Source organism: Deltaproteobacteria bacterium (genome assembly GCA_016709225.1).
GTDB lineage: Bacteria > Myxococcota_A > Polyangia > Nannocystales > Nannocystaceae > Xiheibacterium > Xiheibacterium phototrophicum.
Genome location: JADJEE010000004.1, coordinates 12,269 through 33,003 on the forward strand (window position 1 = coordinate 12,269; position 20,735 = coordinate 33,003).

General features: G+C 69.7%; 29 protein-coding genes. 11 read left to right on the plus strand and 18 right to left on the minus strand.

Annotated features, from left to right (window positions below; translation table 11 throughout):
• Positions 1-121: 121 nt before the first annotated feature.
• From IPH07_23700 to IPH07_23720, 5 genes are read left to right on the plus strand one after another with little or no spacing between them, the layout of a single operon-like run.
• Complete coding sequence (locus tag IPH07_23700) at positions 122-2,590, plus strand: hypothetical protein (protein MBK6920425.1); 2,469 nt, start codon at positions 122-124, stop codon at positions 2,588-2,590.
• A gap of 1 nt (position 2,591) precedes the next feature.
• Complete coding sequence (locus IPH07_23705) at positions 2,592-3,392, plus strand: hypothetical protein (protein MBK6920426.1); 801 nt, start codon at positions 2,592-2,594, stop codon at positions 3,390-3,392.
• Positions 3,389-6,577: a hypothetical protein gene (locus tag IPH07_23710; protein ID MBK6920427.1), complete on the plus strand. Its 3,189-nt coding sequence runs from the start codon at positions 3,389-3,391 to the stop codon at positions 6,575-6,577. The genes IPH07_23705 and IPH07_23710 overlap by 4 nt, the downstream gene beginning before the upstream one ends.
• A 3-nt stretch (positions 6,578-6,580) precedes the next feature.
• Entirely contained in the window at positions 6,581-7,897 is a 1,317-nt protein-coding gene (locus tag IPH07_23715; protein ID MBK6920428.1) for a hypothetical protein, read from the plus strand.
• A gap of 3 nt (positions 7,898-7,900) precedes the next feature.
• Positions 7,901-9,304, plus strand: coding sequence for a hypothetical protein (locus IPH07_23720; GenBank protein MBK6920429.1), 1,404 nt, complete (start codon positions 7,901-7,903; stop codon positions 9,302-9,304).
• Here the strand turns inward: IPH07_23720 and IPH07_23725 are convergent.
• Together IPH07_23725 and IPH07_23730 are read right to left on the minus strand one after the other, a co-directional pair.
• Positions 9,301-9,486 (minus strand): hypothetical protein, encoded by a 186-nt coding sequence (locus tag IPH07_23725; GenBank protein MBK6920430.1) that lies wholly within the window; start codon positions 9,484-9,486, stop codon positions 9,301-9,303. The two genes, IPH07_23720 and IPH07_23725, sit on opposite strands and share 4 nt — an antisense overlap.
• 31 nt (positions 9,487-9,517) lie before the next feature.
• Complete coding sequence (locus IPH07_23730) at positions 9,518-9,730, minus strand: hypothetical protein (protein MBK6920431.1); 213 nt, start codon at positions 9,728-9,730, stop codon at positions 9,518-9,520.
• Positions 9,731-9,763: 33 nt separating this feature from the next.
• Between IPH07_23730 and IPH07_23735 the strand changes: the two genes are divergently transcribed.
• The 4 genes from IPH07_23735 to IPH07_23750 are packed head-to-tail and all read left to right on the plus strand — an operon-like array spanning position 9,764 to position 12,319.
• Complete coding sequence (locus IPH07_23735; protein ID MBK6920432.1) at positions 9,764-10,132, plus strand: hypothetical protein; 369 nt, start codon at positions 9,764-9,766, stop codon at positions 10,130-10,132.
• A complete protein-coding gene (locus IPH07_23740; protein ID MBK6920433.1) occupies positions 10,132-10,509 on the plus strand; it encodes a hypothetical protein in 378 nt (125 codons plus the stop codon). The genes IPH07_23735 and IPH07_23740 overlap by 1 nt, the downstream gene beginning before the upstream one ends.
• 53 nt (positions 10,510-10,562) lie before the next feature.
• Positions 10,563-11,027, plus strand: a complete 465-nt coding sequence (locus IPH07_23745) for a matrixin family metalloprotease (protein ID MBK6920434.1) — start codon at positions 10,563-10,565, stop codon at positions 11,025-11,027.
• Complete coding sequence (locus IPH07_23750; GenBank protein ID MBK6920435.1) at positions 11,024-12,319, plus strand: hypothetical protein; 1,296 nt, start codon at positions 11,024-11,026, stop codon at positions 12,317-12,319. The genes IPH07_23745 and IPH07_23750 overlap by 4 nt, the downstream gene beginning before the upstream one ends.
• Before the next feature lie 72 nt (positions 12,320-12,391).
• Here the strand turns inward: IPH07_23750 and IPH07_23755 are convergent, their stop codons facing one another.
• The 4 genes from IPH07_23755 to IPH07_23770 are packed head-to-tail and all read right to left on the minus strand — an operon-like array spanning position 12,392 to position 13,888.
• A complete protein-coding gene (locus IPH07_23755; GenBank protein ID MBK6920436.1) occupies positions 12,392-12,985 on the minus strand; it encodes a hypothetical protein in 594 nt (197 codons plus the stop codon).
• On the minus strand, positions 12,982-13,194 hold the full coding sequence (locus IPH07_23760; GenBank protein MBK6920437.1) for a hypothetical protein: 213 nt from the start codon (positions 13,192-13,194) through the stop codon (positions 12,982-12,984). The genes IPH07_23755 and IPH07_23760 overlap by 4 nt, the downstream gene beginning before the upstream one ends.
• Positions 13,191-13,352: a hypothetical protein gene (locus IPH07_23765; GenBank protein MBK6920438.1), complete on the minus strand. Its 162-nt coding sequence runs from the start codon at positions 13,350-13,352 to the stop codon at positions 13,191-13,193. Before IPH07_23765 ends, IPH07_23760 begins: the two co-directional genes overlap by 4 nt.
• Positions 13,349-13,888: a hypothetical protein gene (locus IPH07_23770; protein ID MBK6920439.1), complete on the minus strand. Its 540-nt coding sequence runs from the start codon at positions 13,886-13,888 to the stop codon at positions 13,349-13,351. Before IPH07_23770 ends, IPH07_23765 begins: the two co-directional genes overlap by 4 nt.
• Positions 13,889-14,133: 245 nt before the next feature.
• Between IPH07_23770 and IPH07_23775 the strand changes: the two genes are divergently transcribed.
• Together IPH07_23775 and IPH07_23780 are read left to right on the plus strand one after the other, a co-directional pair.
• A complete protein-coding gene (locus tag IPH07_23775) occupies positions 14,134-14,430 on the plus strand; it encodes a hypothetical protein (protein ID MBK6920440.1) in 297 nt (98 codons plus the stop codon).
• Positions 14,427-14,891, plus strand: a complete 465-nt coding sequence (locus IPH07_23780) for a hypothetical protein (protein MBK6920441.1) — start codon at positions 14,427-14,429, stop codon at positions 14,889-14,891. The genes IPH07_23775 and IPH07_23780 overlap by 4 nt, the downstream gene beginning before the upstream one ends.
• Here the strand turns inward: IPH07_23780 and IPH07_23785 are convergent.
• The 12 genes from IPH07_23785 to IPH07_23840 form a co-directional block, all read right to left on the minus strand.
• Positions 14,888-15,124 carry a hypothetical protein gene (locus IPH07_23785; protein ID MBK6920442.1) on the minus strand — a complete coding sequence of 79 codons (237 nt, stop codon included), beginning with the start codon at positions 15,122-15,124 and terminating at the stop codon, positions 14,888-14,890. The genes IPH07_23780 and IPH07_23785 overlap by 4 nt on opposite strands.
• Before the next feature lie 9 nt (positions 15,125-15,133).
• A complete protein-coding gene (locus tag IPH07_23790) occupies positions 15,134-15,766 on the minus strand; it encodes a hypothetical protein (protein ID MBK6920443.1) in 633 nt (210 codons plus the stop codon).
• 1,235 nt (positions 15,767-17,001) lie between these two features.
• Positions 17,002-17,325, minus strand: a complete 324-nt coding sequence (locus tag IPH07_23795; protein ID MBK6920444.1) for a hypothetical protein — start codon at positions 17,323-17,325, stop codon at positions 17,002-17,004.
• A 71-nt stretch (positions 17,326-17,396) separates the two neighbouring features.
• A complete protein-coding gene (locus IPH07_23800) occupies positions 17,397-17,663 on the minus strand; it encodes a hypothetical protein (protein MBK6920445.1) in 267 nt (88 codons plus the stop codon).
• A 106-nt stretch (positions 17,664-17,769) separates the two neighbouring features.
• Positions 17,770-17,946: a hypothetical protein gene (locus IPH07_23805; protein ID MBK6920446.1), complete on the minus strand. Its 177-nt coding sequence runs from the start codon at positions 17,944-17,946 to the stop codon at positions 17,770-17,772.
• A gap of 49 nt (positions 17,947-17,995) precedes the next feature.
• On the minus strand, positions 17,996-18,325 hold the full coding sequence (locus IPH07_23810) for a hypothetical protein (protein ID MBK6920447.1): 330 nt from the start codon (positions 18,323-18,325) through the stop codon (positions 17,996-17,998).
• Positions 18,322-18,513, minus strand: a complete 192-nt coding sequence (locus IPH07_23815; protein ID MBK6920448.1) for a hypothetical protein — start codon at positions 18,511-18,513, stop codon at positions 18,322-18,324. The genes IPH07_23810 and IPH07_23815 overlap by 4 nt, the downstream gene beginning before the upstream one ends.
• A 181-nt stretch (positions 18,514-18,694) precedes the next feature.
• Complete coding sequence (locus tag IPH07_23820) at positions 18,695-19,222, minus strand: hypothetical protein (GenBank protein MBK6920449.1); 528 nt, start codon at positions 19,220-19,222, stop codon at positions 18,695-18,697.
• The gene (locus tag IPH07_23825; protein MBK6920450.1) at positions 19,219-19,443 is read right to left on the minus strand and encodes a hypothetical protein; all 225 of its coding nucleotides are present in this window, start codon (positions 19,441-19,443) and stop codon (positions 19,219-19,221) included. The genes IPH07_23820 and IPH07_23825 overlap by 4 nt, the downstream gene beginning before the upstream one ends.
• A complete protein-coding gene (locus tag IPH07_23830; protein ID MBK6920451.1) occupies positions 19,440-19,841 on the minus strand; it encodes a hypothetical protein in 402 nt (133 codons plus the stop codon). The genes IPH07_23825 and IPH07_23830 overlap by 4 nt, the downstream gene beginning before the upstream one ends.
• 220 nt (positions 19,842-20,061) lie before the next feature.
• Positions 20,062-20,385: a hypothetical protein gene (locus tag IPH07_23835; protein MBK6920452.1), complete on the minus strand. Its 324-nt coding sequence runs from the start codon at positions 20,383-20,385 to the stop codon at positions 20,062-20,064.
• A gap of 11 nt (positions 20,386-20,396) precedes the next feature.
• On the minus strand, positions 20,397-20,597 hold the full coding sequence (locus IPH07_23840) for a helix-turn-helix domain-containing protein (GenBank protein MBK6920453.1): 201 nt from the start codon (positions 20,595-20,597) through the stop codon (positions 20,397-20,399).
• Positions 20,598-20,735 lie beyond the last annotated feature (138 nt).

Consider the following 20,735-nt stretch of genomic DNA (forward strand, 5'->3'; position numbering starts at 1 on the left):
GGCGCAATGTGCCGACCCCGCGAATGTACATGGGCCGTCTGCCGATCTACGACCCCGGGCCCGAAGACGACGTGCGTCCCGATGAATCGCCGGAGACGCCGCGCGAGAGTCACGACGACGGGTGCCCGGGCGCCTGGTACCGCTGTGCATTCGTCGCGTCGCTGGCGAAGTACGAGCGGCTGCTACTCGAGCACGGGTTTGCGTCGAACCTGCTCGCCGACCGCACGCACGACCGCCTCGTGATCGAGGCGATGCAATACATCGAGTCCGAACGCGTGCGCGCCCAGGCGCACTGGCACGAGATCCGCAGCAAGGCCGCAGCACAATGACGTCGCCCAAGATTCAGATCACGGTCGAGGCCAAGACCGCGTCCGCGGTCAAGGCCATGGGCGACCTCGCCGGTGCCACGGGCAAGGCCAAGACCAAGGCCGACGAGCTCACCGCTGCGCAGAAGAAGCAAGCGCAGGAGATGGAGCAGAACCGGGCGCGCGTGGACAATGCGCGCGATCGGATCTCGGCATTCGGCCAGGCGATGGACAAGGCGATGTCGCAGGCCAAGTCCATGACGTCGTCGGTCGGCGGTTTCGGCTCTGCGATCTCGGCGCTCAAGGGCCCGGTGCTCGCGGGCGTCGGCGTGATCGCTGGTCTCGCCGTCGCGGCGGACTCGGTGAGCCGCGAATCGCTGAAGGTGCAGGCGGTCTTCCGTAACCTGCCATTCGCGCTCGGGCCAGCGCGTCAGGCCACGGCCGGCCTGGTCGATGACCTGACGCTCGCGACCAAGGCCAATCAGGCATCGTCGCTGGGCGTCGCGCAGAATGCCGAGGAGTTCGCGAAGCTGTCGCGCGCCGCTCAGGCGCTCGGGCAGAAGCTCGGCACCTCGACCGAGGACGCGTTCGAGTCGCTCGTCGCGGCCGTCGGCCGCGGTTCGTCGGCAATGCTCGACAACCTCGGCATTGTCGTAAAGCAGGAGCAGGCGCAGGAGCAGTACGCGCAGAAGCTCGGCAAGGCCACGTCGGAGCTGACGAAGTCCGAGCAGGCCGAGGCGTTCCGCAAGGTCGCGCTCGAGAAGATCTTCGCGGCCGCGGACCAGGTCACGGTCGTGACCGACGGCGCTGCAGCTGCGACGCAGCGGTATCGCGTCGAGCTCGAGAACCTCAAGACGTCGGCGCTCGGCGGCTCCGAGCGCGTGATCTCGCTGGCCGAGGGCATGGCCCAGCTGTCGCGCACGGAGATCGAGGGCGCGAGGGATATCGGCCAGTACGGCGCGACCGTCGAGAAGCTGAAGGATCGCCTCCACGCCCTCGGCGTCGAATACTCGGCGATGCCGAAGACGATCGCGGACTGGCGCTGGGAGCTATCGAAGGCGCACAGCGATCTGGTCACCGCGTCGATCGCTGCCGACCAGGCCGCGAACAGCATGTCCGCATTTCGGACGCAGCTCGACAACGTCCGCAAGGCGCGGAAGTCTGACGACGACATCAACGCCCTGGCGAGCCGCGCCGGCGATCTCCGTCAGCTCGAGGATCAGATTGCATTTGACATGGCGCGTGGTGTCAGCGTCTCCGCGTCGCTGACCGAGCAGACCAAGATCCGCGTCGAGTTCCTCGAGAAGGAAGGCAAGCACGCGGAGGCGGTCGCACTGCTCCGTGCGGACGAGGTGCGTCTGATCCAGGAGCAGGGCGCCGCGCTGCGCAAGAACGCCGCGACGAAGCGCGAGGAGCTGTCGCTCGAGGAGCAGCTGTTCAAGGCCGAGCTCGCGCGCGCGAAGGCCAAGGGCGGCACGCTCACCGACGCCAGCCAGGCCGGCGCGTTTGATCGCAGCCGGGCCGCGAACGATGCGATCGATCAGGCCCGCAAGGACCTGGTCGGCTCGCAGCTCGAGCGCACGCCGAAGAAGTCCGCACTCGATATCGAGCGCGAGAAGATCGCGCTTCTACAGGAAGCCCGCGAGGCCGCGGCGGCGAGGTCGAAGGCGCTGCACGACGCCGAGATGGCCCGGCAGAAGGCGCTGCAGGACCGCGCGGAGAGGGCCGGCGTCGCTGTCGGCGACAGCCTCGCGTCGATCGCCCAGGCATCGCTGCAGGCTGGCGACCTGTCGGCTCGCGGCTTTCGTCGCGTGCTGGCCGAGTGGGGCAAGGCTGAGTCGCTCAAGCTCGCGAGCATCGCGATCAGTGAGGCCGTGCAGGCGTTGGTCAGCGCAGCGACGTACAACTTCGCGGCGGCGGCGATGCACGGCGCGGCCGCTGCCCAGGCCGGCCTCGGCGCGGCCGCGATCTTGGCGCTCACCGGCGCGGTCGGAGGCTTCGGGTCGATCAGCAAGAAGCCCAAGCCCGGGTTCAGCGGCGATCAGTTCGGCGCCGGCCAGGCCGCGAACACGCCCGCGACCGCCGAGCTGTCGAACTCGCAGGAGGACAGCGTCCCGCTGTCGACGCGAGAGAGTGCGCAGCACGTCACGAAGAAGGGCGGGGGCAAGGGCACCACGATCGTCGTGAACGCCCAGGTGCTGGGCGCGATCGACAAGACCACCGGGCTGAAGCTCGCGCAGGGCATTCGCGCTGCCGAGCGCTCGCTCGGTAGGACGGGGAGCTGACGTGCCGACCGACGTACTCGTGGGGAGCTATCCGAGCCTGCCGTCGCAGGCGATCACGATCACCACCGCGGGCCCGATCGCCGAGGAGCGCACGCTCGCGGCTGGTGATTACTACCTGTATGACGACGGCTCGAGCTTCGATCTGATCGCCGCGCTCACGTCGGTGATCAACGGGCACAGCATCGTCGCGGACGCGGTCGTGTCGATCCTCGACAACCGGCTGATCCAGATCACGTCGTCGACGTCCTTCGCGCTGACCTGGCCGACAGACGGCGTGCTGCGGGACCTGCTGGGCTTCACCGGCAACCTCACCACCGCGACGTCGCACACGGCGACGAACATTTCGCCGCTGCTGTGGTCACCCGGCAAGCGCGCGACGACGGGCGGCCGATTCGGCACCGACGGGATCCCCGTCGTGGACGTCGCCTGGGCGCAGTCCGGCCCCGGCCGCGTCTACGCCACCTCGCACAATCTGTATCGCCGCCAGACGCTATCGTGGCGGTATCTGCTGAATGCCCGCGTGTGGACGACGGCCGAGGCCAATGGGGAGTTCATCACGTTCTGGCGCGAGGTCTTGATCAAGGCGCGACCCTTCAAGGTCTGGCGCAACCTGACCGAGGGCTCGGGCTCGGCGTGGGACCTCGACGGCGACGGCGACGGCGTGCTGCCGTCGGCAGGCGCGTACGTCTACCAGCCCAACGGGCGCCCGGTGGACATGCCGTGGGCGCGCGAGTTCGGTTTCCACGAATCGGTGCACCCCATCGAGATCCCCTGCTCGACGACGCCTGAGTTCACCGCATGACCACTCGCGCCCTCTCCAGCGTCCGACTCGATTCGCACACGACGTTTCGGTACGTCCTCTTCGTCGAGGGCCTGCCGTGGGCGTGGACGGACGACGAGTCCGGCTCGCTCACCGGTAGCGGTCTCGGGTCGTGGATCGGCACGTCGGAGACGGCGATCGGCGGCGTCGAGGTGCTCGGCACGCGCTCGGTTCGCCCCGGGCTCGTGGTGCCGGACTCGGTGCGCTTCGAGGTCGAAGACCTCAAGTCCGGGCTCCTGCTGCCCGCGCCGGCGTCTTTCACGATCGTCGACCCCGACCTCGGCTCGCTATTCGCGATCGAGCACGACTCGACGATCGTCACCGAACGAATCCCGCCCACGACCACGGCGCTCGGCACGTCGATCCAGGTCGACGGCGGCGGCACGACCAACCCGCGCGGGCGCTACATCGGCATCGAGCGCATCGGCGCGAGCGGCCAGCGTCGGTCGTGTCCGGCGATCCCGTACCAGCTGGTCGGCTACGATCACCCCTTCGGCGAGGGCCTGCCCCCGCTGCTGATCTCCGACGAGCCGATCGAGCACGCCGGCCGCATGGTCACGCTCTATCGGATCCACGCGGACCCGACCGCGCCCGGCCTCGGCGGCGAGCTCGATGCGACCTCGTTCTACGACTGGCTCACCGCGCACGAGGCCGGCGACTTGGTCTGGTGGGGCATCCTGCAGGACGCAGGCACGGTGAGCGGCGACGAGGCGTGGGCACTCGATTGTCACGGCCCGGACGCGCTTCTCCGCCGCACGCTCGGCGCGCTGAACGACCCGCGATGGATTCGGATCAACGCAGAGCCGACGTTGTCGGCCGAGCAGGACCAGGTCGCGATGATGTTCCTCGGCCGCGGTGTCGGGGCGGGCGCGGACGCGATTCACGACGGATCGGTCTTCGACCACACCTTCACCGGCACCGACCGCAACGAGACCACGACCGAGCTGAACACGTGGATCGCGAACGCGATCTCGGGCGCCGATACGAACTGGTCGAGCGGCAACGGGCCTTTCACCGATCTCACTGACCTACCGACGGGCTCGCTGTTTCCGACGGCCGGCGTCACCACGGAGGGCGTGATCTGGATCCGCCGCGTCCCGGACGATCCCGGCGACGATGCACGCTACGCGCTGATGCGTCTGACGATGCACGAGCGCCGCTGGCGGATGCTCGGGTACCAGCCCGAGACGCAGGGCGTGATCGAAGAGCTCGGCGACGTCACCCGCGTCGAGTTCCGCAAGGACACGATCGGCGAGTCCCTGCAGGGAACCGGAATCGTCGTACCCGCGTCGGGCTACTGGACCGGCACCTTCACGACGATCACGCCCGGCTATGCGCACGAGGACGTGGCGTTCTACGGACAGGACGGCGCGCAGCGTCGTTACTACCCGATCCACACGGCGGAGGTCTTCACGATCGACCGCCACGGCGGCCAGGTGCTGACGCTGCAGGAGCCGCCCGTGTACCTCGAGGGGCAGAACACCGCCGGTCGATTCGCCGCGTCCTCGATCTCGGGCGTCGCGACGACGCGAGCCGGGTGGTTCGCAGCGCGCGGCGAAGTCGCGCTGAGCGAGGACGACGTCGCGACCGACGAGTTCGAGATCGGCGATCCGGTCGAGCGTCACCACGTCTTCCAGGCGTCGTGGCGCGACGGCACCAGCTACGGCGCCGTGGGTGTCGGCGATGGCTTCGAGGCCGCGCTGTACCTCGAGCGATTCCTCGACGGCCGCACCTTCGGCTTCCCCGACAAGCCGCTGACGTACGATTGGGCCGGCAAGGTCGCGGGCAAGGGCGGGGTCGAGGTCGCGCGCCTGAACGCGTACCACTATTACCTCGACGATGCGCCCGCGGAGATCTCGGAGACGTTGCTCCTGCAGGTGCTGCTGAGCACCGGCGCGTGCGAGGGATACGACGACGCGATCGATGCCGGCGGCTCGATCACCGCCGGTCCCAACACGCACAGCGGCGCGCCCTTGTTCGCGGGCGACTACGAGATCGCGGACCTCGGTCTCGGTGTGCCGTACCAGCTGGTCGCCTCGCCGAGCGCGTGGCGGTCGGTGTTCGACACGGTCCCCGGCGGCTGGGCCGGGCCGCTCAATCGGCAGCGCCCGGCGTACATCGGCAGCTTCCAGTCGATGGACCTGCTCGCATCGATCACGCGCCCGCGCGGCATCGCGTGGTCGCTGCACGGCAAGCAGTACGGCGTCTTCCGGGTCGGCCCGCTGTCGCCCGAGGACGCCGCGCTCGACATCACCGAGAACGCGTTCGTCGGCGATCCGCTGATGCCGATCACGGCGCAGCCACAGCAGACGCTGCGCGCCACGGGTCAGATCGACCGCGTGGTTTTTCAGCACAACTGGGCCCCCGAGGAGCGCTCGCAGCAGGACACGTACCGCGTTGAGGCGCAGGACCCTGGCGCGCGTCGACGCACCGGCGACCTGGTCGAGGAGATCAGCGCCGACGGCATGCGCCCGCCCGATCTCCAGGCCACGGTCATGGGATCGGGCAACTGGCGCCCGCTGTTTCGCCAGCTGTGGGCGGTCGATCAGGCGACGTTCTTCGCGCGCCGCCACTTCGCGCTCGACTTCCGCCTGGCGAAGCCGTTGGGCCAGGACGCGATGCCGGGCACGCCGGTGCGGATCACGAACCCGTGGCCGACGAGCTCGAGCGGCGCACGTGGAATCACGAACGCGTCCGGCCGCATCGTCTCGGCCGAGCACTTCCTGCGCGAGCCGTACACGCAGGTCCGCGCGATCGTCTTCGTCGGCACGGGGTCGCTGACCTTCGCGCCGATGGTCCGCGTCCGTCGAATCACCGGGACCACGCTCGAGTACTACCCCGACGGCCTGCAGCACGGCGGCGATTCGGTCGACGGCACCGGCTTCGCCGAGCCCGACTGGTCGAGCGCGGGCGGGGCGATCAATGCGGACCTGTACCAGCGCGCGCCGTCGGGCGACTGGACGCTGATCGACACGGTCGCGGTCTCGTCGGTGAACCTGACCTCGCGCACGATGACGCTCGGCGGCTCGGTCTCGGGCTGGCTCCGCGATCGTGATCACATCCTCGTCGTCAGCGAGTACGACGCGCAGGATGGGTGGCCGACCTCGGTGTTCGGCGTGATCGCAGACACCGACAACGCGGCCCCGGCCGCGCCGTACGCGGGGTGACCAATGGCCTGGGGCTCTCGAATCTCTACAGAGTGGGGCGCGCTGTCGTTCGACGCCAACACCCAGGGCGTCACCGCGCTGGCGAAGGACGATACGATCTTCTACGGCGAGGGCGAGGGCGCGGCGTACAGCGACATGGCCGTCGATCAGTCGCAGTACGACACGGACCTGACCGCGGCCGCGACGTGGCTGTACGAGAACTCGCCCGCGTCGCGGTTCAACGTCCAGGCACCATGGTGCATCGAGGCGGACTTTGTCGCGACCACGTCCACGACCGGGCGCATCTTCTCGTACGGGTCCTCAGGCTCGAGCTTCCTCGGCATCCGCATCGGCAACAGCGCGGGCGTCATCGATGCGATCTTGACCGTCGGCGGTGTCGCGACCGTGCTCGCGTCGCTGACGTTGCCCGATGTCTCGGGCAGTTCGCAGCGCTTCGTCATCGCGTGGGCGTCGGAGGCGAACCCGTTCACGACGGGGACGAGCGATGCCGTGCGGTCGGAGCTCCGCGCGTGGAACGTCACCGCGGGGTCGTACGACAAGGTCGAGTTCACCCACGCCGATCGCACGCTGGGGACCGCTGCGGTGGTGTGGTGGGCGCAGACCACCGCCGGCGCGTCGCCGTTCAGCGACGACCCGAACGCGTGCCGCTTCTCCGCCGGCCGGTACCACACCGCGGCGGAGACCTACGAGGACTTCGTCACGCGGACGACCGCGCCCACGATCACGGGCGCGTACACGATCGAGGCGCCGATCGTCGAGCCCACGAGCGACCTCGCGAACCCGGGCCAGTTCGCGGGCCCGGTGTCGGCCATGGGCGCGGCCGCGTCCGCGGGCATGGCGGAGCGGACGTGGTCGCCGTTGCGGGTGATTCGGCGACCCGGCTACGACGTCTTCACCGACGACCTGGCGCTGTTCCCCGCGCAGTGGCGCGAGGACATCGGCGATGCCGGGCATCAACTGTGCGGGAATACGGTCGGCTACCGACGTTTCGCTGCGGCAACGACCCACGTAGTGGTGCGCGTGCAGATCGATCAGACGCTGACGAGCACCGCGGACACTCTGAGCGTCCGCGCGTACTCGATGAACCGCCCGCCGAATGCGAGCGAATGTGTCGACGGTGACAAGGCGCTGCGAGTCAACTACGCCCAAGCGAACTGGTCGGCGTCCGGTGAAGGCTGGCTCACCATCGGCCCCGTCGAGGTCGTCCGCAACAGCCAGGGTCTGACGTGGATTGGACTTGCCCTGCTCGTCACCGCGACCGCCGGAGACGATGACTTCGAGATCGTCGCGGCGGAGTTCGAACCTCTGCATTCGGTGTGACCAATGAGCTGGCTATCCTGGGCAACCCTCTGGAGCGATGATCCCACCTATCGCAAGCAAGTGCTCACCGACGGCGGCGCGGACCTGCCAGCGCCGTCGATCGAAGCGCTGACCGGGCTCAAGCTGTTCGCGCGCGAGCCGGTCGAGGCCGTGATGCGTGCGCAGGACAAGGTCGCATGGAGCGGTCACCGCGTCGTGTGCGATTGGGGCAACGGGCTGCAGTACGCGTGGCGTGTCCCGAACACTGACCCGGACAGCAACAGCCGCACGCACCCCGATCGCACGACCTGGTACGCCGTCGCGCGCACGCGCTGCGAGCTGACGCCCGGGCATTTCCTCGAGTGCAACATCGCCTGCCTGCCGAGCGGTGAGACGCAACGCGCAGCGACCGCAGGTGAGGGCGCTCCCAGCTACCGAGCCGACGGCCCGCACGGCCGCGTCCGCATCACGGTCGTGTGGTACGACCTCGAGGGCGACAGCGAGACCACCGTCCACGAGATCGCCCTGCCGGTGTCGACGTTGCAGTACGGCGCGGAATCGACGGACGACGGTGCCCTGTACCGCGACATTCGGACGGTTGGTCCCGTCGTCATGCGCCCGCCCGGCGTCACGCTGGACAAGGCCGAGCTCCGCCGGTTCTCGCGGGGAGGGACGATTGATGTCACGGTCGAGGTCCAGGGCTCGCCACGCATTGTCGACGGGGTGGTCCAGGAGCTCCCAGATCTCTACGCGATCGCGGACGAGGACGACGCCGCGATCAAGACCCAGCACGTCTTCGCGGAGGGCGCGCCCGACGGTGCGGTCGCGCCGAAGGCGTACTACCGCGAGGTCAACAGCGCGACCGACCCGCGCGGTGGGGCTCGCCAGGTCCTCGCCACCGCGCGAGCGCAGGCCGAGATGCTGGGCCCGATGCTGTTCTCGTGGTCCGGCTACGACGAGCACTACGCGGGAGCGACCAGCACGATCGTCGCGCGCACGACATCGAACGACGGTTCGACCTTCGAGGACATCATGGACTCCAGCCGCACGTCGTGGTCGGCCGATGCGCCCGGCTTCGGCGTGTCGTGCGGCGGCTACGCCCGCCGCTGGAAGGATTCGAACTACTGGATCCTGCGCGACCGCATCGCCGTCGTACCGGTCATCGTCCGCGTGTACGGACGGACGATCACCGCGGGCGTCGGTACCGTGCGCGTGCAGTCCTCGCCGCACGACTGGGTCGACGTCGACATCCCCGTCTCGGGCTCGAACGGTTGGCACACGGGCTACGGCTGGCTGCAGTGCGGCCTGAACCCCAGCCAGCACTCGAACGCGATGGTCCTGTTCAACCACGCGGGCGCGTCCGGTTCGCTGTCGATCGAGTCGGTGACCTGCTATGTCTGCAATCGTCCGTCGACGATCACGCGCTAGTGGCAGACACCGCCCGCGGAGTAGTGCTCGTCGAGCCACTCACAGCTGATCTGATCGCCGCCCTCGAAGCAGCGCTGTTGGTGCACTGCCGCGGCGGCCTGGCACATGTCGCACGCCGGCAGGAGCGCGCTCGAGAGCAGGCCCAGGGCGACGGCGAGAGCGAGACGGATGCGAGCGGTCATGCCCACAGCATGGATCCGCGCAGCGTGCGTGTCAACTCGTGATAGCTCTCACAGCGTGGCGGATCTGCTCGACGCTCGTGTAGGTGTCCCGGGCCGCCCTCGCCGCGGACTCGACCGCGCGCAGCATCCGGTGCCCCCACCACAGCGCGAGGCACAGCAGCACCAGGTCCACGAGGCCGCCCACGGCCGTGAGAATAGACACGACGATCTCCAGTCCGGTCATCGTCGCCAGTGTGACGCGCATCCGCCGCGCGTGTCAACCCCCGGAGAAACCCCCATGTTCGCCAAGATCGTAGCCCTCCTCGCCCGCCTCCCCTCCGACCGCGCCGCCGTCGACTGGGTAGCCCTCGCCCTGGCCGTCCTGGGCGGCGGTGCCCTCCTGCTGGGCCTCGTCACCCCCGACCAGCTGCCCGCGCTCTCCGAGGCGCTGGTGGGCCTTCTCGTGGCCGCGGGCGTGCGCGGGGCCAGCCTCGCGGCCAAGTCCAGCACCCAGGCCGGGGCCCAGGCCCTCGCCGATGCGGTCCAGTCGATCCGCGCCGGGAAGCCGGTCCCGGACGAGCTGCTCGCCTTGGCGGCCGCGCTGGTCGTGACCGCGCGGCGGGCACCCGCGCCCGAGCTCGTCGCCGGCGACGAAGGAGGCGAGTGATGGCCAGCGCAGCCGAGTCCCAGATCCCGACGATCCCTGGCGCACCGGTGCCGCGGATGTCGGCCGCCGGCGCGTCCGAGGCATCGGCGGTGCACGACCTGCTCGCCGAGCTCCGGCAGCTGGTCAAGACCGCGGCCCCGGCCGCGGCCATGTCCGCGGAGTTGACGATGACCCGGCAGTCGGCCAAGCGCCGGGGCGCGGCCGCGATCGTGTCCACGGTCGCGGCCATCACCTACGCGGTGATCGATGTGTTCGCTGGGCGTCAGGCCCAGGGCGTCGAGGAAAACCGCGAGCGCATCGAGGTCGTCGAGAAGAAGGTCGACGCCATCGCCGCGGACGTGGCCACGATCGCGGCCGCGGTCCGCGGTCGGGACTAGTGATCGGTCGCACGACGGTTGCGCCGGCCGTCGTGCGCGCCTACAACTGAGACATGCTCACGCCCCGCACTCTGCTGTGCCTGGTGCTGCCCCTGCTCGCCTGCGAGGAGGAGCACCTCTCCGACACGATCCAGGTCCGGTATTCCGCGAACACGGTGCACCACTCGCAGGAGACCCTCGATGAGGCGGCAGAGCTTCTCGGCATGGAGATCCGCGACCTGTACACGTATGAGCCCGGGTGGGCCGTCCGCGCGCTGGTCCTCCCCGCCACGAACTCGGTGGCGGGCGAGACTTTCTATCTCGGGAAGTGCGCGCGGATGGTCTGGTCCGTCGACAAAGGCTCGAGCCTCGCGCACGAGCTTGGGCACGCGACGGGGCTGCAGCACGTCGACGATCCGAACAATCTGATGTACCCCATTCCGGGGGACGAGCTGACCGACCAGCAGATCCACCAAATGAGGCGGGGCGCGTGGACGATTCAGCACTGTGGACTTTGGCAAGGACGAACGACAAAATGAAGCACACTCTCTCCACGCTCATCATTGCGACGGCGGTCCTCGGATGCCGCGGACATACTGCCGACGACGGCGGATACGGCGAACCCGCGACCTGCGAAGAGATGCCAGGTTGCGTCTGGGTTAGCGACTCGACCCCCAACAATCAGTACAACGGGTACGGCCACCAGTATTGCGACTGCTCAGGCGCGACGGGCAGCAGTAGCAGCGGTGGGGATTCCGGCTCGGCATCGACGGCCGGCTCGGCGTCCGGTTCCGGCGGCACCGCGACGACGACCGCGTCCACGTCCGCGTCGACGACCAGTACCGACAGCACGGCATCGGGCGCAGACTCGTCCGGCGGGATCACGATGTCCGGCTCGGCGTCGATGAGCGCGGGCGAATCGTCCAGCGACGGGGGCTCGAGCTCGACCGGCGACCCGCCGCCACCCTGCGAGCTCAAGAACTACCAGTGCCACATGAAGCGGATCCAGGTCTATTCGACCTCGATGTCTGGCGTGGACTTCCGCACGATCAATCCGCAGCCCGCCAACGCGGGCGAGGGCGTGACGTTCGATTGCGTCGACGTCGACATCCTGTTTTCGGAGTCCGCACTCAACGCCGCGATGCTCGAGCAGGCATGCCTGGAGGCGTGCTATCTCACCGATCCCGGTTTCGCGGTGTCGATCAACTTCGCGATGGGCGCTGACGCGTACGAGCCGACGAACCTCGACGCGGATCAGCCGAACCCGGTCTGCGTGATGGACTCGGTCTCGACCCTGCCCACCTACGGCGCGTCCGGTTCGGCTCACTGCGCGGTCGAGCACACGGCCGCGACCGACATCGACGACCTCGGCTACGCCACCGAGGATCAGTGCATGGTCGCGATCGAGTCCTGCGACGGGTGGGACCCGCCGTCGATCGTGACCCACACGACCGACCGCACGGGTCTCGTGCACACGACCACGATCCCGCAGTCGACGATCGACGAGTTCTTGTACAGTGACGGCTGGGGCTACCTCTACGCCTGCGACGCCGCGCGCTACCAGCAGATCATCAGCGGCGGCGCGGAGTCGTGGCAGATCGTGGAGGCGACCTCGGGCGAGTTCATCTACGCGATGGGCTTGCGCAACGGCGACAAGGACTTCACGATCGCGAAGTCGCCGACGTCGACGCAGTACGCACTGAACTCGTTCGCGGCACTCGCAGCGGCGTTCGATCAGATGGCGGGCGACAGCACGCTGACGTTGCGCTTCAAGCGGCAGAACGTCGCCGGCGCGTGGGTCACCCACACGATGTCGCTATCGTTCGTCTAGTTCGCACGACGCACGAAAGCCCCCGCACCGGTCCACGGTCGCGGGGGCTTTCGTCGTTCTAGCGCCGGTCGATCAGTCGATGAACATCTCGGCCCAGCCTGGGTAGGCGTCGAGCGTCTTCAACTTCTCCGGGGCCAACGTCTCCTCGTCGATCTCGTCGTCCTCGTCGTCCGCGAAGACATCGACCTCGACGAGGTGGACGGTGGTCCCCGGGACCCACGACACCATGACGCCGTTCAGGTCCACCGCGGAGTACAGACCGGGTTCGGAGACTGACAGGCACATGTACAGCGTCCCGCCGGGCACGACACGGAACCATTCCCCGGGCGCGAGGTCTTCGATCGTGACCGTCTCCGCGGGCTCGGGCTCGGGCTCGGGCGGGACCATCCGTGCCGCATCGGCAAGGGAGCCCCAAGGGCCTGGCTGCTGCTGCAGCGCTTCGTGCAGCATGCGTCCGCGCTCGAGGTTGTTCGCGTTCTCCCGTTGCAGCGCCTGCACGAAGGCGAGCCTGTGCATGCCCGCCGGTGCGGCGAACCGCACCGCGTACGTCCAGGCGTCCCTCGGCACGCTCCCGCAGTCCGCACACCCCGGGCAGTCTTGCAACAGCCCAGCCTCGGGCCAAGGTACGCGGCGGGTTCCGCCGCAGGTCGTGGTCTTGTTCGTCATCGTCGTTCCTCCTTCATTCCGTTCTCCTTCGTCGTCGGTGCAAGCCAGTACGCGACCGCGAGCGTGGCCGCGGCGAGCATTCGTCCGCCCCGGATCTCGCGGTCGAGCCGACCGACGCACGCGCACGGCCTCCAGCTGCCGTCGGCCATGAAGTCGAGACGGGTGTCGTGGCACCAGTCGCAGTAGTAGAGCAGCAGCAGGTCGGTCATCCGACACCTCGCAGGTGCGCGCGCCAGACCACCTCGTCGAGGGCCTCGATCACCGCCGCGCGCGTCCAGCCGTCCATCGCGGGGCGCCGCCAACCACAGTCGGTCAGCCGTTCGATCGTGTCGGCCGCTTTGATCAGTTCGGTGGGCAGGTCCGTCACAGCCGCACCGGCATGATGATCACGGTCCACGTCGTCTCGCGGCCTTGCGCGACGAGGAGTATGGGGTCGAGCTCGCCGCCGCAGCGCATGTCCCAGAACCCCGACTTGGTGCGCGTGGCCTTGTCGATCACCGGCAGCAGCGCGAGGTAGTGACCACCGACGCCGATCGAGTTCGCGGCCTTGCGCGAGGACTCGGGGATGACCTGATCGAGCGGCGGGAAGGTCCGCTTCGGGCTGCGGCACTGCACCGGTGCGGGGCCTCCGGTGATCGTGACCAGGTTGGCATCCCCGTCGACCTCGAGCTGGTCGCCCGCCTTGAGCCCGGCGATCGCCTGCAGCCACAGCGCGGTGGGTACGATCAGCGCGCCGGACCAGGACGCGCGCGGGTCCTCGCCGCGGATCGCGACGACGTGCCCGTTGGTCGCGGCGAGGCGCTGCCCCGAGACCGCGATGCCGCAGAGGTTCTCGCGAGCTGCGTCCTCGGAGGCGAACTTCAGGAGGGCCTTGACTTCGGCGACGGTGATTGTGATTGCCATCTCGACATCATCATGCCCGCGCCCGCGTCCACGCGCCAGGCCGTTCGTCGTGATATCACTCACCACGTTCTGGGTTGCGTCGGGGCCGACGTGACCGCACTATCCACGCTGATGCTCACGATCGAAGTCTTGCGTGGCGGGGTGACCCCGTGAACCCGCGCCACGTCGTCCGCTGCCCGTCCTGCCGCTGGGTCGGCGCCCGCGTCCGCGCGGGTGGTCCGTGCCCACGCTGCCAGACCGCGACCGTGCCCGCGCGCCGGTACCTGGTCGCGTGCAGCCGTGCACCGCACACGCCCCCGCCCCTGCCCGCGCCCACGACCTCGGTCGTGCGCCTGCGCTGGATCCGCGCCGGCATCGGACGCCGGCCGCTGCTCGCCGCGGTCGTGTCCCTGCCCTCGACCTGGTCGCAGCTCGAGGCGCGCTATGGCGAGCTGCCGGCGTCCACGCCCGCGCCCGAGCCCGCGGCCCTGCGCGCGTACGGTCGCGACTCCCGGGACCTGCTGTCGGCGATGGCCGTGCCGTTCATCGGGGGTGCGCGATGACCATCACGACGGTGACGTTTCGTGTCTACGGCGCCGACTGGTACGCGGTCGAGGGCGACCTCCCCGACGAGGTGTGGCTCTGCGGCACCCCAGAGCTTGCTCTGTTGGTACGCCTACCGGGTTTCCGCGAAGCCCGCGCAAAAGCCCGGCTCGACGAGTCCACGCTACCGACCGTCGGTGATCGGATGCGCAACGGGTTTCCGGTCCAGGTCGAGCGCGGCTATCGAATGTGGGTCGCAGACAACGTGCTGATCTGGGCCGACCCCTGGGGACCGTACGAAGCAACGTTCGCGATCCAGCAGACCTACTACGCGCTCGACCGCGCGCTTGGTCAGACCGCGACCGCGACCGCGACCGCGACCGCGACCTGCCCGGACTGCAGGGGCTCGCGCGTCTACGTCGGCCTCGGGTTCACGCCGGCCGAAGCGTGTCGGCGTTGCAACGGCACCGGCGTGGTCTAGTCGTCGTTCGCCGCGATCAGGGTCAGCGCCCGGTCGACGAGCTCGCCCGCGACGTCACCACGCCGTGCTGCGATCGCGAGGTCGTGGGCGCGCCGGAGGTCGCGCTCGTAGGCCTCGGCGTCGCGCCGGGTCTGCACCGGCGCGACCTTGCGGACGCGGAGGGTCTCACCGTTCGGCCGCTCGAGCACGACGTCGATCATCCACTTGCCGCGCGGGCTCCGGTAGACGGTCACCGGGGCAGGTTAGCACTCGAGCGCGGCCGCGGCCGCGGTGACGAGGGTGGAGAGGAGCGCGAGCTCGGCGGCCTCACATCCGTCGCTGTCCGTCGCGACGTGCACGGCTCCGCCAAAGGTGATCGTGGTCCAGCAGGCTCCGCCGACGTCGATGCGCACACCCGCGTTGACGCGGAAGAACACGCCTGTCTTCGCGCCCCAGTGCTCCAGCGACGGAAGCGGCCCCGGCTCGACGCCACGCCGCGCGCAGTCGGCCCGGTAGGCGTCGGCGTCGGAGGGGTCGGAGACGGGGACTCGCGCGCGATCAGCAGGCGTCGCGCACCCGCGCGAGCACGAATACCACTGGTCGCTCAGGTGGTCGGTGTAGCCGCCCCATCCGCAGCACTCGTCGCAATCGAGACCCGGCGTGGTGGGGATCTCGGCCGTGAGCCCAACAGCCCACCGGCCCCAGTCGAGCCCGCACGCGAGCGCGAGCGCGGCGGCGACACGCCACGCGGTGATGTTCGACAGCGTGTGCACCGGCGTCGCGGCCAGCAGTCGCCCGGCGGGCTGCGGCGGCGGCTCGTGGGCGTCGGCGAGTACCTCCGGCGGAAGTGGCTGGCGCGCGTCGAGTGTCGCCTTGGAGGGTGGTCGGCGCTTCACGTTGCACCCCGCTCGACAAACATCGCCGCCTCGTGCAGCCCGGCCGACCGCTGGTCGGACTCCTTCTCCGCGACGGCCATACGGTGTAGCTCCTTGGCGATCCTGGCGCGCTCGTCGGCGCGGCGAGATCGTCGAGCCACGAGATCGTCGCCGGCAGGACCCACGCGCGCAGCAGCACGCGGCGCTGGTCCTCGGGCAGGCGCGGGCGACCGGCGCCCGTGTCGGCAAGGCGGACTTCGGCGCCGCACCGCAGGCACGGACGCTCGAGCGCGGTCTCGCGGCGACGCTGGGTCGACCAGCCGCACGAGGTCGAGGTGCAGTGCACGGTGACGCGCGCGGTGCTCATAGCGCCCACGCCTCCACTACCCGGCGTCGCGCCGCGTGGCTCTGTGCGAGACCACGCTGCCGCGCGATCACCCGCACGCGCGTGGAGCCGCAGCCGCACTCGCATTCGGCACCGTTGACGCACTTGCGCCGCACGTGCTCCCACACGATCGGTCCCCACGGAGGGACGCGCGCGGTGTCGACGGGCGTGCTGCGGATCAGCCGGCCGGCGGGGATCGGCGGTGGCTGGTGCGCGTCGGCGAGGACCTCCGGCGGCAGTGGCCGGCGAGCGTCGAGGGTGGCCTTGGATGGTGGTCGGCGTTTCATGTCGGCCCCTGCGGCGCGAGCCAGTACGCGACCGCGAGCGTGGCGCGGACTTCGTCGTCGGTCGTGTCAGCCATGGTCGTGTCCCAGTGCGGCCGCGGCCGCGGTGACGAGGGTGGAGAGCAGCGCGAGGTCGGCGGCTGTGCACCTCGAGTTCGGGCAGACAGACCAATGCGGGTGGTCCTCCTGCGTGGACACTTCGATGCCGCCGCCGGCCCGCACAGCCACGTAGTCGACAGTCCCGTCGCGGCCGCGGTATGGCTCGCACGTGCACTGTGCCGCGCCGGCCCGCACAGCCACGTAGTCGACAGTCCCGTCGCGCTCGGGAGCCACGACCCAAGCGACCTCGCCAGTGGCGTACTCACGCGCCGGCAGCGGCCCCGGCTCGACGCCACGGCGCGCGCAGTCGGCCAGGTACGCCGCGGCGTCGGAGGGGTCGGCGACGGGTGGTGATGCGCATCGGCACTGGCCGTCGAGGTCGGGCGGGCACGTCCGACGCCCACACCAACCGTCGCGGCCGGCCACCCACCGCCCCCAGTCGAGGTTGCAAGCGAGCGCGAGCGCGGCGGCGACTCGCCAGGCCGGGGTCACGGTGCACCGCCAGTCGCGGCGAGGGCATCGAGGAAAGCGCACTCGTCGCACAGGCGGCGCATGTCCTTGATCGCGGTGAAGTACTGCACGCCGCCCGGCACGACATCGTCGAGCTGCGCGACCACGTGCATGGTCTGCGGCACGTTGTGGCGGTGGCACCGGGCGCAGTTCGTGGTGCAGCTGGGCGTCCAGCGGAGGTGGTCGCCGGCGGCGGTGTGGGGGACGCGGTGGCCGTCGACGAGGACGAAGCCCTGGGCGTCGACGGTGTGCTCGATGGGGGTCGGCGGGTAGCCGCAGGGGCGGAGGGTGGGCTCGGGCATCGTCGTGGTCTCCTACCGCCGAAGCCCCGCGCGACCTTCGTCGGCGGGGCGCGGGCAGACCCAGGAGAGCGCTACCGGTCGGCCGCGATCACGGCCTCGACGACATCGTCGGCCGACAGCGTGCCGGCGTCGAGCGCCGCGCGCAGGGTGTCGTCGGCCCAGTGGTCGAGCTCGCCCCAGACGTCGAGCCGGCCGTCGTGCTGCCGCGGCAGCAGGGTGCAGTCGCCGACGTCGCGGCCGTCCACGTAGACGGTGGCGTCGACGGCACCCGCGTTGCCCGGGACGGTCGAGCGGGCAGCGCGGGCGGTGATCTTGGCGGTGATGGTCGTGGCGGTCATGGTCGGTTCCTCTCGGCGGCCGGCGTCGCGCCAGGCCATGTCTGAATAATACGGCCGGTTCGCGCCGACGCAACGAGCAATCGACGACGATCGCGAATATCGCGTGTTAGGTGGGCTTGTCGTCGTAGATGGAGCCCATGGCCGCCACACCCTTGCGCAGCCACTCCGGCGCCGGCTGCGGTGGCTTCTTGCGGTAGGCCAGGCCCACCGTGCAGACGCCGGCCGCGTCGACGCGCACGTTCTGCTCGACGCTCGGGCTACCGCAGCAGCCGCACCATAACACCGGCCCCGTCCGCGCCCGCGCGCCCGTACACGCGCGAGCAGAGGAGGGGTCAGCCGTCGTCGAGGTCGGCGATCGCGAGCACGGCGGTGTCCTCGAGGAGCCCGGCGGCCTCGAGGCGCTCGGCAAGGCGTAGCCGCTCCGTCTTGCGGCGGGCTGCGGCGGTCGCGTCCGCGAACGCCGCCCGCATCCGTTGACCAAAGAACCGGGGCAGGCGCAGGCGCACGATCGTGGTCGAGGTCCCCGGGTCGATGCCCTCCTCGACACGGACCTCGACGGTCGTCGCCGCGAGCTCGAGCCAGTCGGAGCCGTCCGCGTCGTCGTGCCATGCCTGCACCTGCTCGGTGATGTCGTGCTCGATCCAGTGGTGCTTCGTGCTCATGTCGTCGTCTCCTCGCTGTCGTGGGTCCAGATCTCGCCCGCGAGCGCGTCGCCGCGGAAGGTGCAGCGACGACGGCGGACCTGGCCGCGCGCCTGGTGCAGTCCGAGCTGACGCTCGACATGGTCCAGGGCCGCGGACAGGGACGCGGGCGTGGGCTCGGCGTGGCAGTGGATGCGGTAGGTGATCACCGGCGGTCCTCCCTCTCCGCCTCTTGCAGCGCCCGCCTGTACGCGCGCAGCTCTGCGTCGTAGCGCAGCTGCCGAAGCGCGCGGCGGTGCTCGTACCAATCGCTGCAGCTCACCAGGCCGGCGACGGCGATCCCCGCTAGGCTCGAGAAAAAACAGATTGTGAAGATCACAATCGGGTCCATCACACACCGCCCTTCGGCCCGCCGGGCTCGACCACGTTGCGGCGGCGGCGGAGCAGTGCTATCAGCTGCGCGGCGTCGGCACGCCACGTCAGCTTCCCGCGTGGATATCCATCCACAGCGAGCCACAGCAGCTGTCCGGCGGCGCGGTCCTCGATCGCCCATTGTTCGCCGAAGCGCCCCCACGTCAGCCCCGCCGGCAGCGCCCACGGATCGGTCGGCGCGGCGACCTTCCCTCGCTCGTGCTCGCGCGCGAGGTCGCGGTAGAGCTGCTCGAGGTACTCCAACGACGGCTCGCCGAGGTCCCGGGGCTGGGACCGTTCGCGGACCGCGGCGATCAGCGCTGCGACGTGGACGTCGTCGACGACAGGCATCGGCACACCGACGATGCGGCCGATCGACTGGATGGCCCCGGTCAGCGTCTCGACCTCGCCGTTGCGTGTGTCCCCGAGCTCGGACACGGACGCGCGCAAGTCGGCGAGGATCGGGGCCAGGTACTCGCGCAGGTGATTGATGGCAGTGCGGATCATTTGTAGCTCTCCACATTCCATTGGGAGCGGCGTACGACTGTCTCGGCGTCTCGTTGGGCGGACTTCAAACTCTGCGCGATGTCGCTCACGGGGTCGGAATAGCCCCACGTGCACCACCACCACCAGCCGTGCCACGCTGTCGAGCGTTCCGCGACGGCAAACAGCAGACCGTCCGCGTCCTGCAGCTCGTAGTATCCGGCTTTGATTCGTCGCCACTTCATCGGTCACCGCATCTTTCGAACAACGGCGTTTCGCAGTAGTACCCGTTCGATTCGCCATACCATCGGATCGTCACGTACCCCCGCGCCGTCGCGAGCTTGACGAACGACCACGTGTACCTGCCGTATTCGACAGGGGTTGGCGGTGGGTCGCTATCGTTCTCGACGATCTCGGCCATCACGATCGGGCAACCGATCAGATCCGCGACATCGCCCGTGACGTCCTCGACGGACACTCTCTCGCAGCAGGAGTAATCGTGGCGCAGCACAAACCGGCGACCGCTCGCACAACGGAACGTGATCGTCTCGCTTCGGCGCTCCGCACCCGAGACCTCCGTTAGGGTCTCGCCGATCAGATCGGAGATATCATCGCCCCGGGAGATCATCGCGCCACCTCGCATTCGGTCGCGTCGTCGTCCTCGGCGAACAGCGGCCGCGGTGCCGACGGGCCCGCGAACCTGGACGCGGCCCTGTGCATGCGCAGGGCCAGCACAGGCCGGGTCCGAATGATCATGGCGATGGCCGCGGTCAGGGCCGCGGTCGTGGCTTCGCGTGTGGTGCTCACAACGCCTGAAGCCCCGCGCGTCCTTCGACGGCGGGGCGGGTGGGGGCGGGGTCGAATCAGTCGAGCGGGCCCATCAGCAGCTCCGCCAGGCGCGCACATTCCTGCATGTGGTCGCCGCTGAACTTCTCGTAGTGCGCGTCGTCCCAGCCGATCCACCACAGCCCGCCCGCGCCCGGTTCGCTGAACGTGAATCCGCCGAACGCGTCCACGACATCGGGGACGTCGTCGTAGTGCTTGCCGAACAACGGGTGGCTCTCGGGGAGGCCGATGTAGCCGCACTTGTGTCCGAAGTCCGTCGTGCGCACGACGCAGGGCAGACCGTGGTGCTCGGTCTCCACATACTGGCCGCGGCGGGGGAAGTTGTCAGCGGTGATGGTCATCGTGATACCCATCATCGCACGGCTTCGGCCGGAATCAAGGGCGTCGTGATACTACTCACCAACCAGGACTCGATGGCCTGCTCGACGAAGATGTACCGGCGCCCGACGCGCCGGCAGGGGATCTGCCCCGCCCGCGCGCCGCGGTACACGCTGCGGGCGTCCAGGCCGAGCCGGGCCGCGACCCAGTCCGCGTCCACGACCGTGGCCGTCATGTCGCCCCCCGGGCCAGCTCGATCAGGAGCGCGGCGAAGGCTGGCGGGGTACCGACACGCTGCGCCCGGTTCAGGCGCTTGACGAGCCGGCGTTCAGCCGGCGCGGCCGCGCGCTCCGCCGACGAGTGGAACCCGGGC

What these genes read in the sequence shown, in the direction of transcription:
- IPH07_23725 (MBK6920430.1), bottom strand. Translation starts at nt 9,486, where the DNA reads ATGACCGCTCGCATCCGTCTCGCTCTCGCCGTCGCCCTGGGCCTGCTC.
- IPH07_23755 (MBK6920436.1), bottom strand. Translation starts at nt 12,985, where the DNA reads ATGACGAACAAGACCACGACCTGCGGCGGAACCCGCCGCGTACCTTGG.
- IPH07_23810 (MBK6920447.1), bottom strand. Translation starts at nt 18,325, where the DNA reads ATGAGCACGAAGCACCACTGGATCGAGCACGACATCACCGAGCAGGTG.
- IPH07_23720 (MBK6920429.1), top strand. Translation starts at nt 7,901, where the DNA reads ATGAGCTGGCTATCCTGGGCAACCCTCTGGAGCGATGATCCCACCTAT.
- IPH07_23830 (MBK6920451.1), bottom strand. Translation starts at nt 19,841, where the DNA reads ATGCGAGGTGGCGCGATGATCTCCCGGGGCGATGATATCTCCGATCTG.
- IPH07_23735 (MBK6920432.1), top strand. Translation starts at nt 9,764, where the DNA reads ATGTTCGCCAAGATCGTAGCCCTCCTCGCCCGCCTCCCCTCCGACCGC.
- IPH07_23710 (MBK6920427.1), top strand. Translation starts at nt 3,389, where the DNA reads ATGACCACTCGCGCCCTCTCCAGCGTCCGACTCGATTCGCACACGACG.
- IPH07_23795 (MBK6920444.1), bottom strand. Translation starts at nt 17,325, where the DNA reads ATGCCCGAGCCCACCCTCCGCCCCTGCGGCTACCCGCCGACCCCCATC.
- IPH07_23800 (MBK6920445.1), bottom strand. Translation starts at nt 17,663, where the DNA reads ATGACCGCCACGACCATCACCGCCAAGATCACCGCCCGCGCTGCCCGC.
- IPH07_23825 (MBK6920450.1), bottom strand. Translation starts at nt 19,443, where the DNA reads ATGAAGTGGCGACGAATCAAAGCCGGATACTACGAGCTGCAGGACGCG.
- IPH07_23760 (MBK6920437.1), bottom strand. Translation starts at nt 13,194, where the DNA reads ATGACCGACCTGCTGCTGCTCTACTACTGCGACTGGTGCCACGACACC.
- IPH07_23840 (MBK6920453.1), bottom strand. Translation starts at nt 20,597, where the DNA reads ATGACGGCCACGGTCGTGGACGCGGACTGGGTCGCGGCCCGGCTCGGC.
- IPH07_23835 (MBK6920452.1), bottom strand. Translation starts at nt 20,385, where the DNA reads ATGACCATCACCGCTGACAACTTCCCCCGCCGCGGCCAGTATGTGGAG.
- IPH07_23820 (MBK6920449.1), bottom strand. Translation starts at nt 19,222, where the DNA reads ATGATCCGCACTGCCATCAATCACCTGCGCGAGTACCTGGCCCCGATC.
- IPH07_23770 (MBK6920439.1), bottom strand. Translation starts at nt 13,888, where the DNA reads ATGGCAATCACAATCACCGTCGCCGAAGTCAAGGCCCTCCTGAAGTTC.
- IPH07_23745 (MBK6920434.1), top strand. Translation starts at nt 10,563, where the DNA reads ATGCTCACGCCCCGCACTCTGCTGTGCCTGGTGCTGCCCCTGCTCGCC.
- IPH07_23730 (MBK6920431.1), bottom strand. Translation starts at nt 9,730, where the DNA reads ATGCGCGTCACACTGGCGACGATGACCGGACTGGAGATCGTCGTGTCT.
- IPH07_23740 (MBK6920433.1), top strand. Translation starts at nt 10,132, where the DNA reads ATGGCCAGCGCAGCCGAGTCCCAGATCCCGACGATCCCTGGCGCACCG.
- IPH07_23780 (MBK6920441.1), top strand. Translation starts at nt 14,427, where the DNA reads ATGACCATCACGACGGTGACGTTTCGTGTCTACGGCGCCGACTGGTAC.
- IPH07_23750 (MBK6920435.1), top strand. Translation starts at nt 11,024, where the DNA reads ATGAAGCACACTCTCTCCACGCTCATCATTGCGACGGCGGTCCTCGGA.
- IPH07_23715 (MBK6920428.1), top strand. Translation starts at nt 6,581, where the DNA reads ATGGCCTGGGGCTCTCGAATCTCTACAGAGTGGGGCGCGCTGTCGTTC.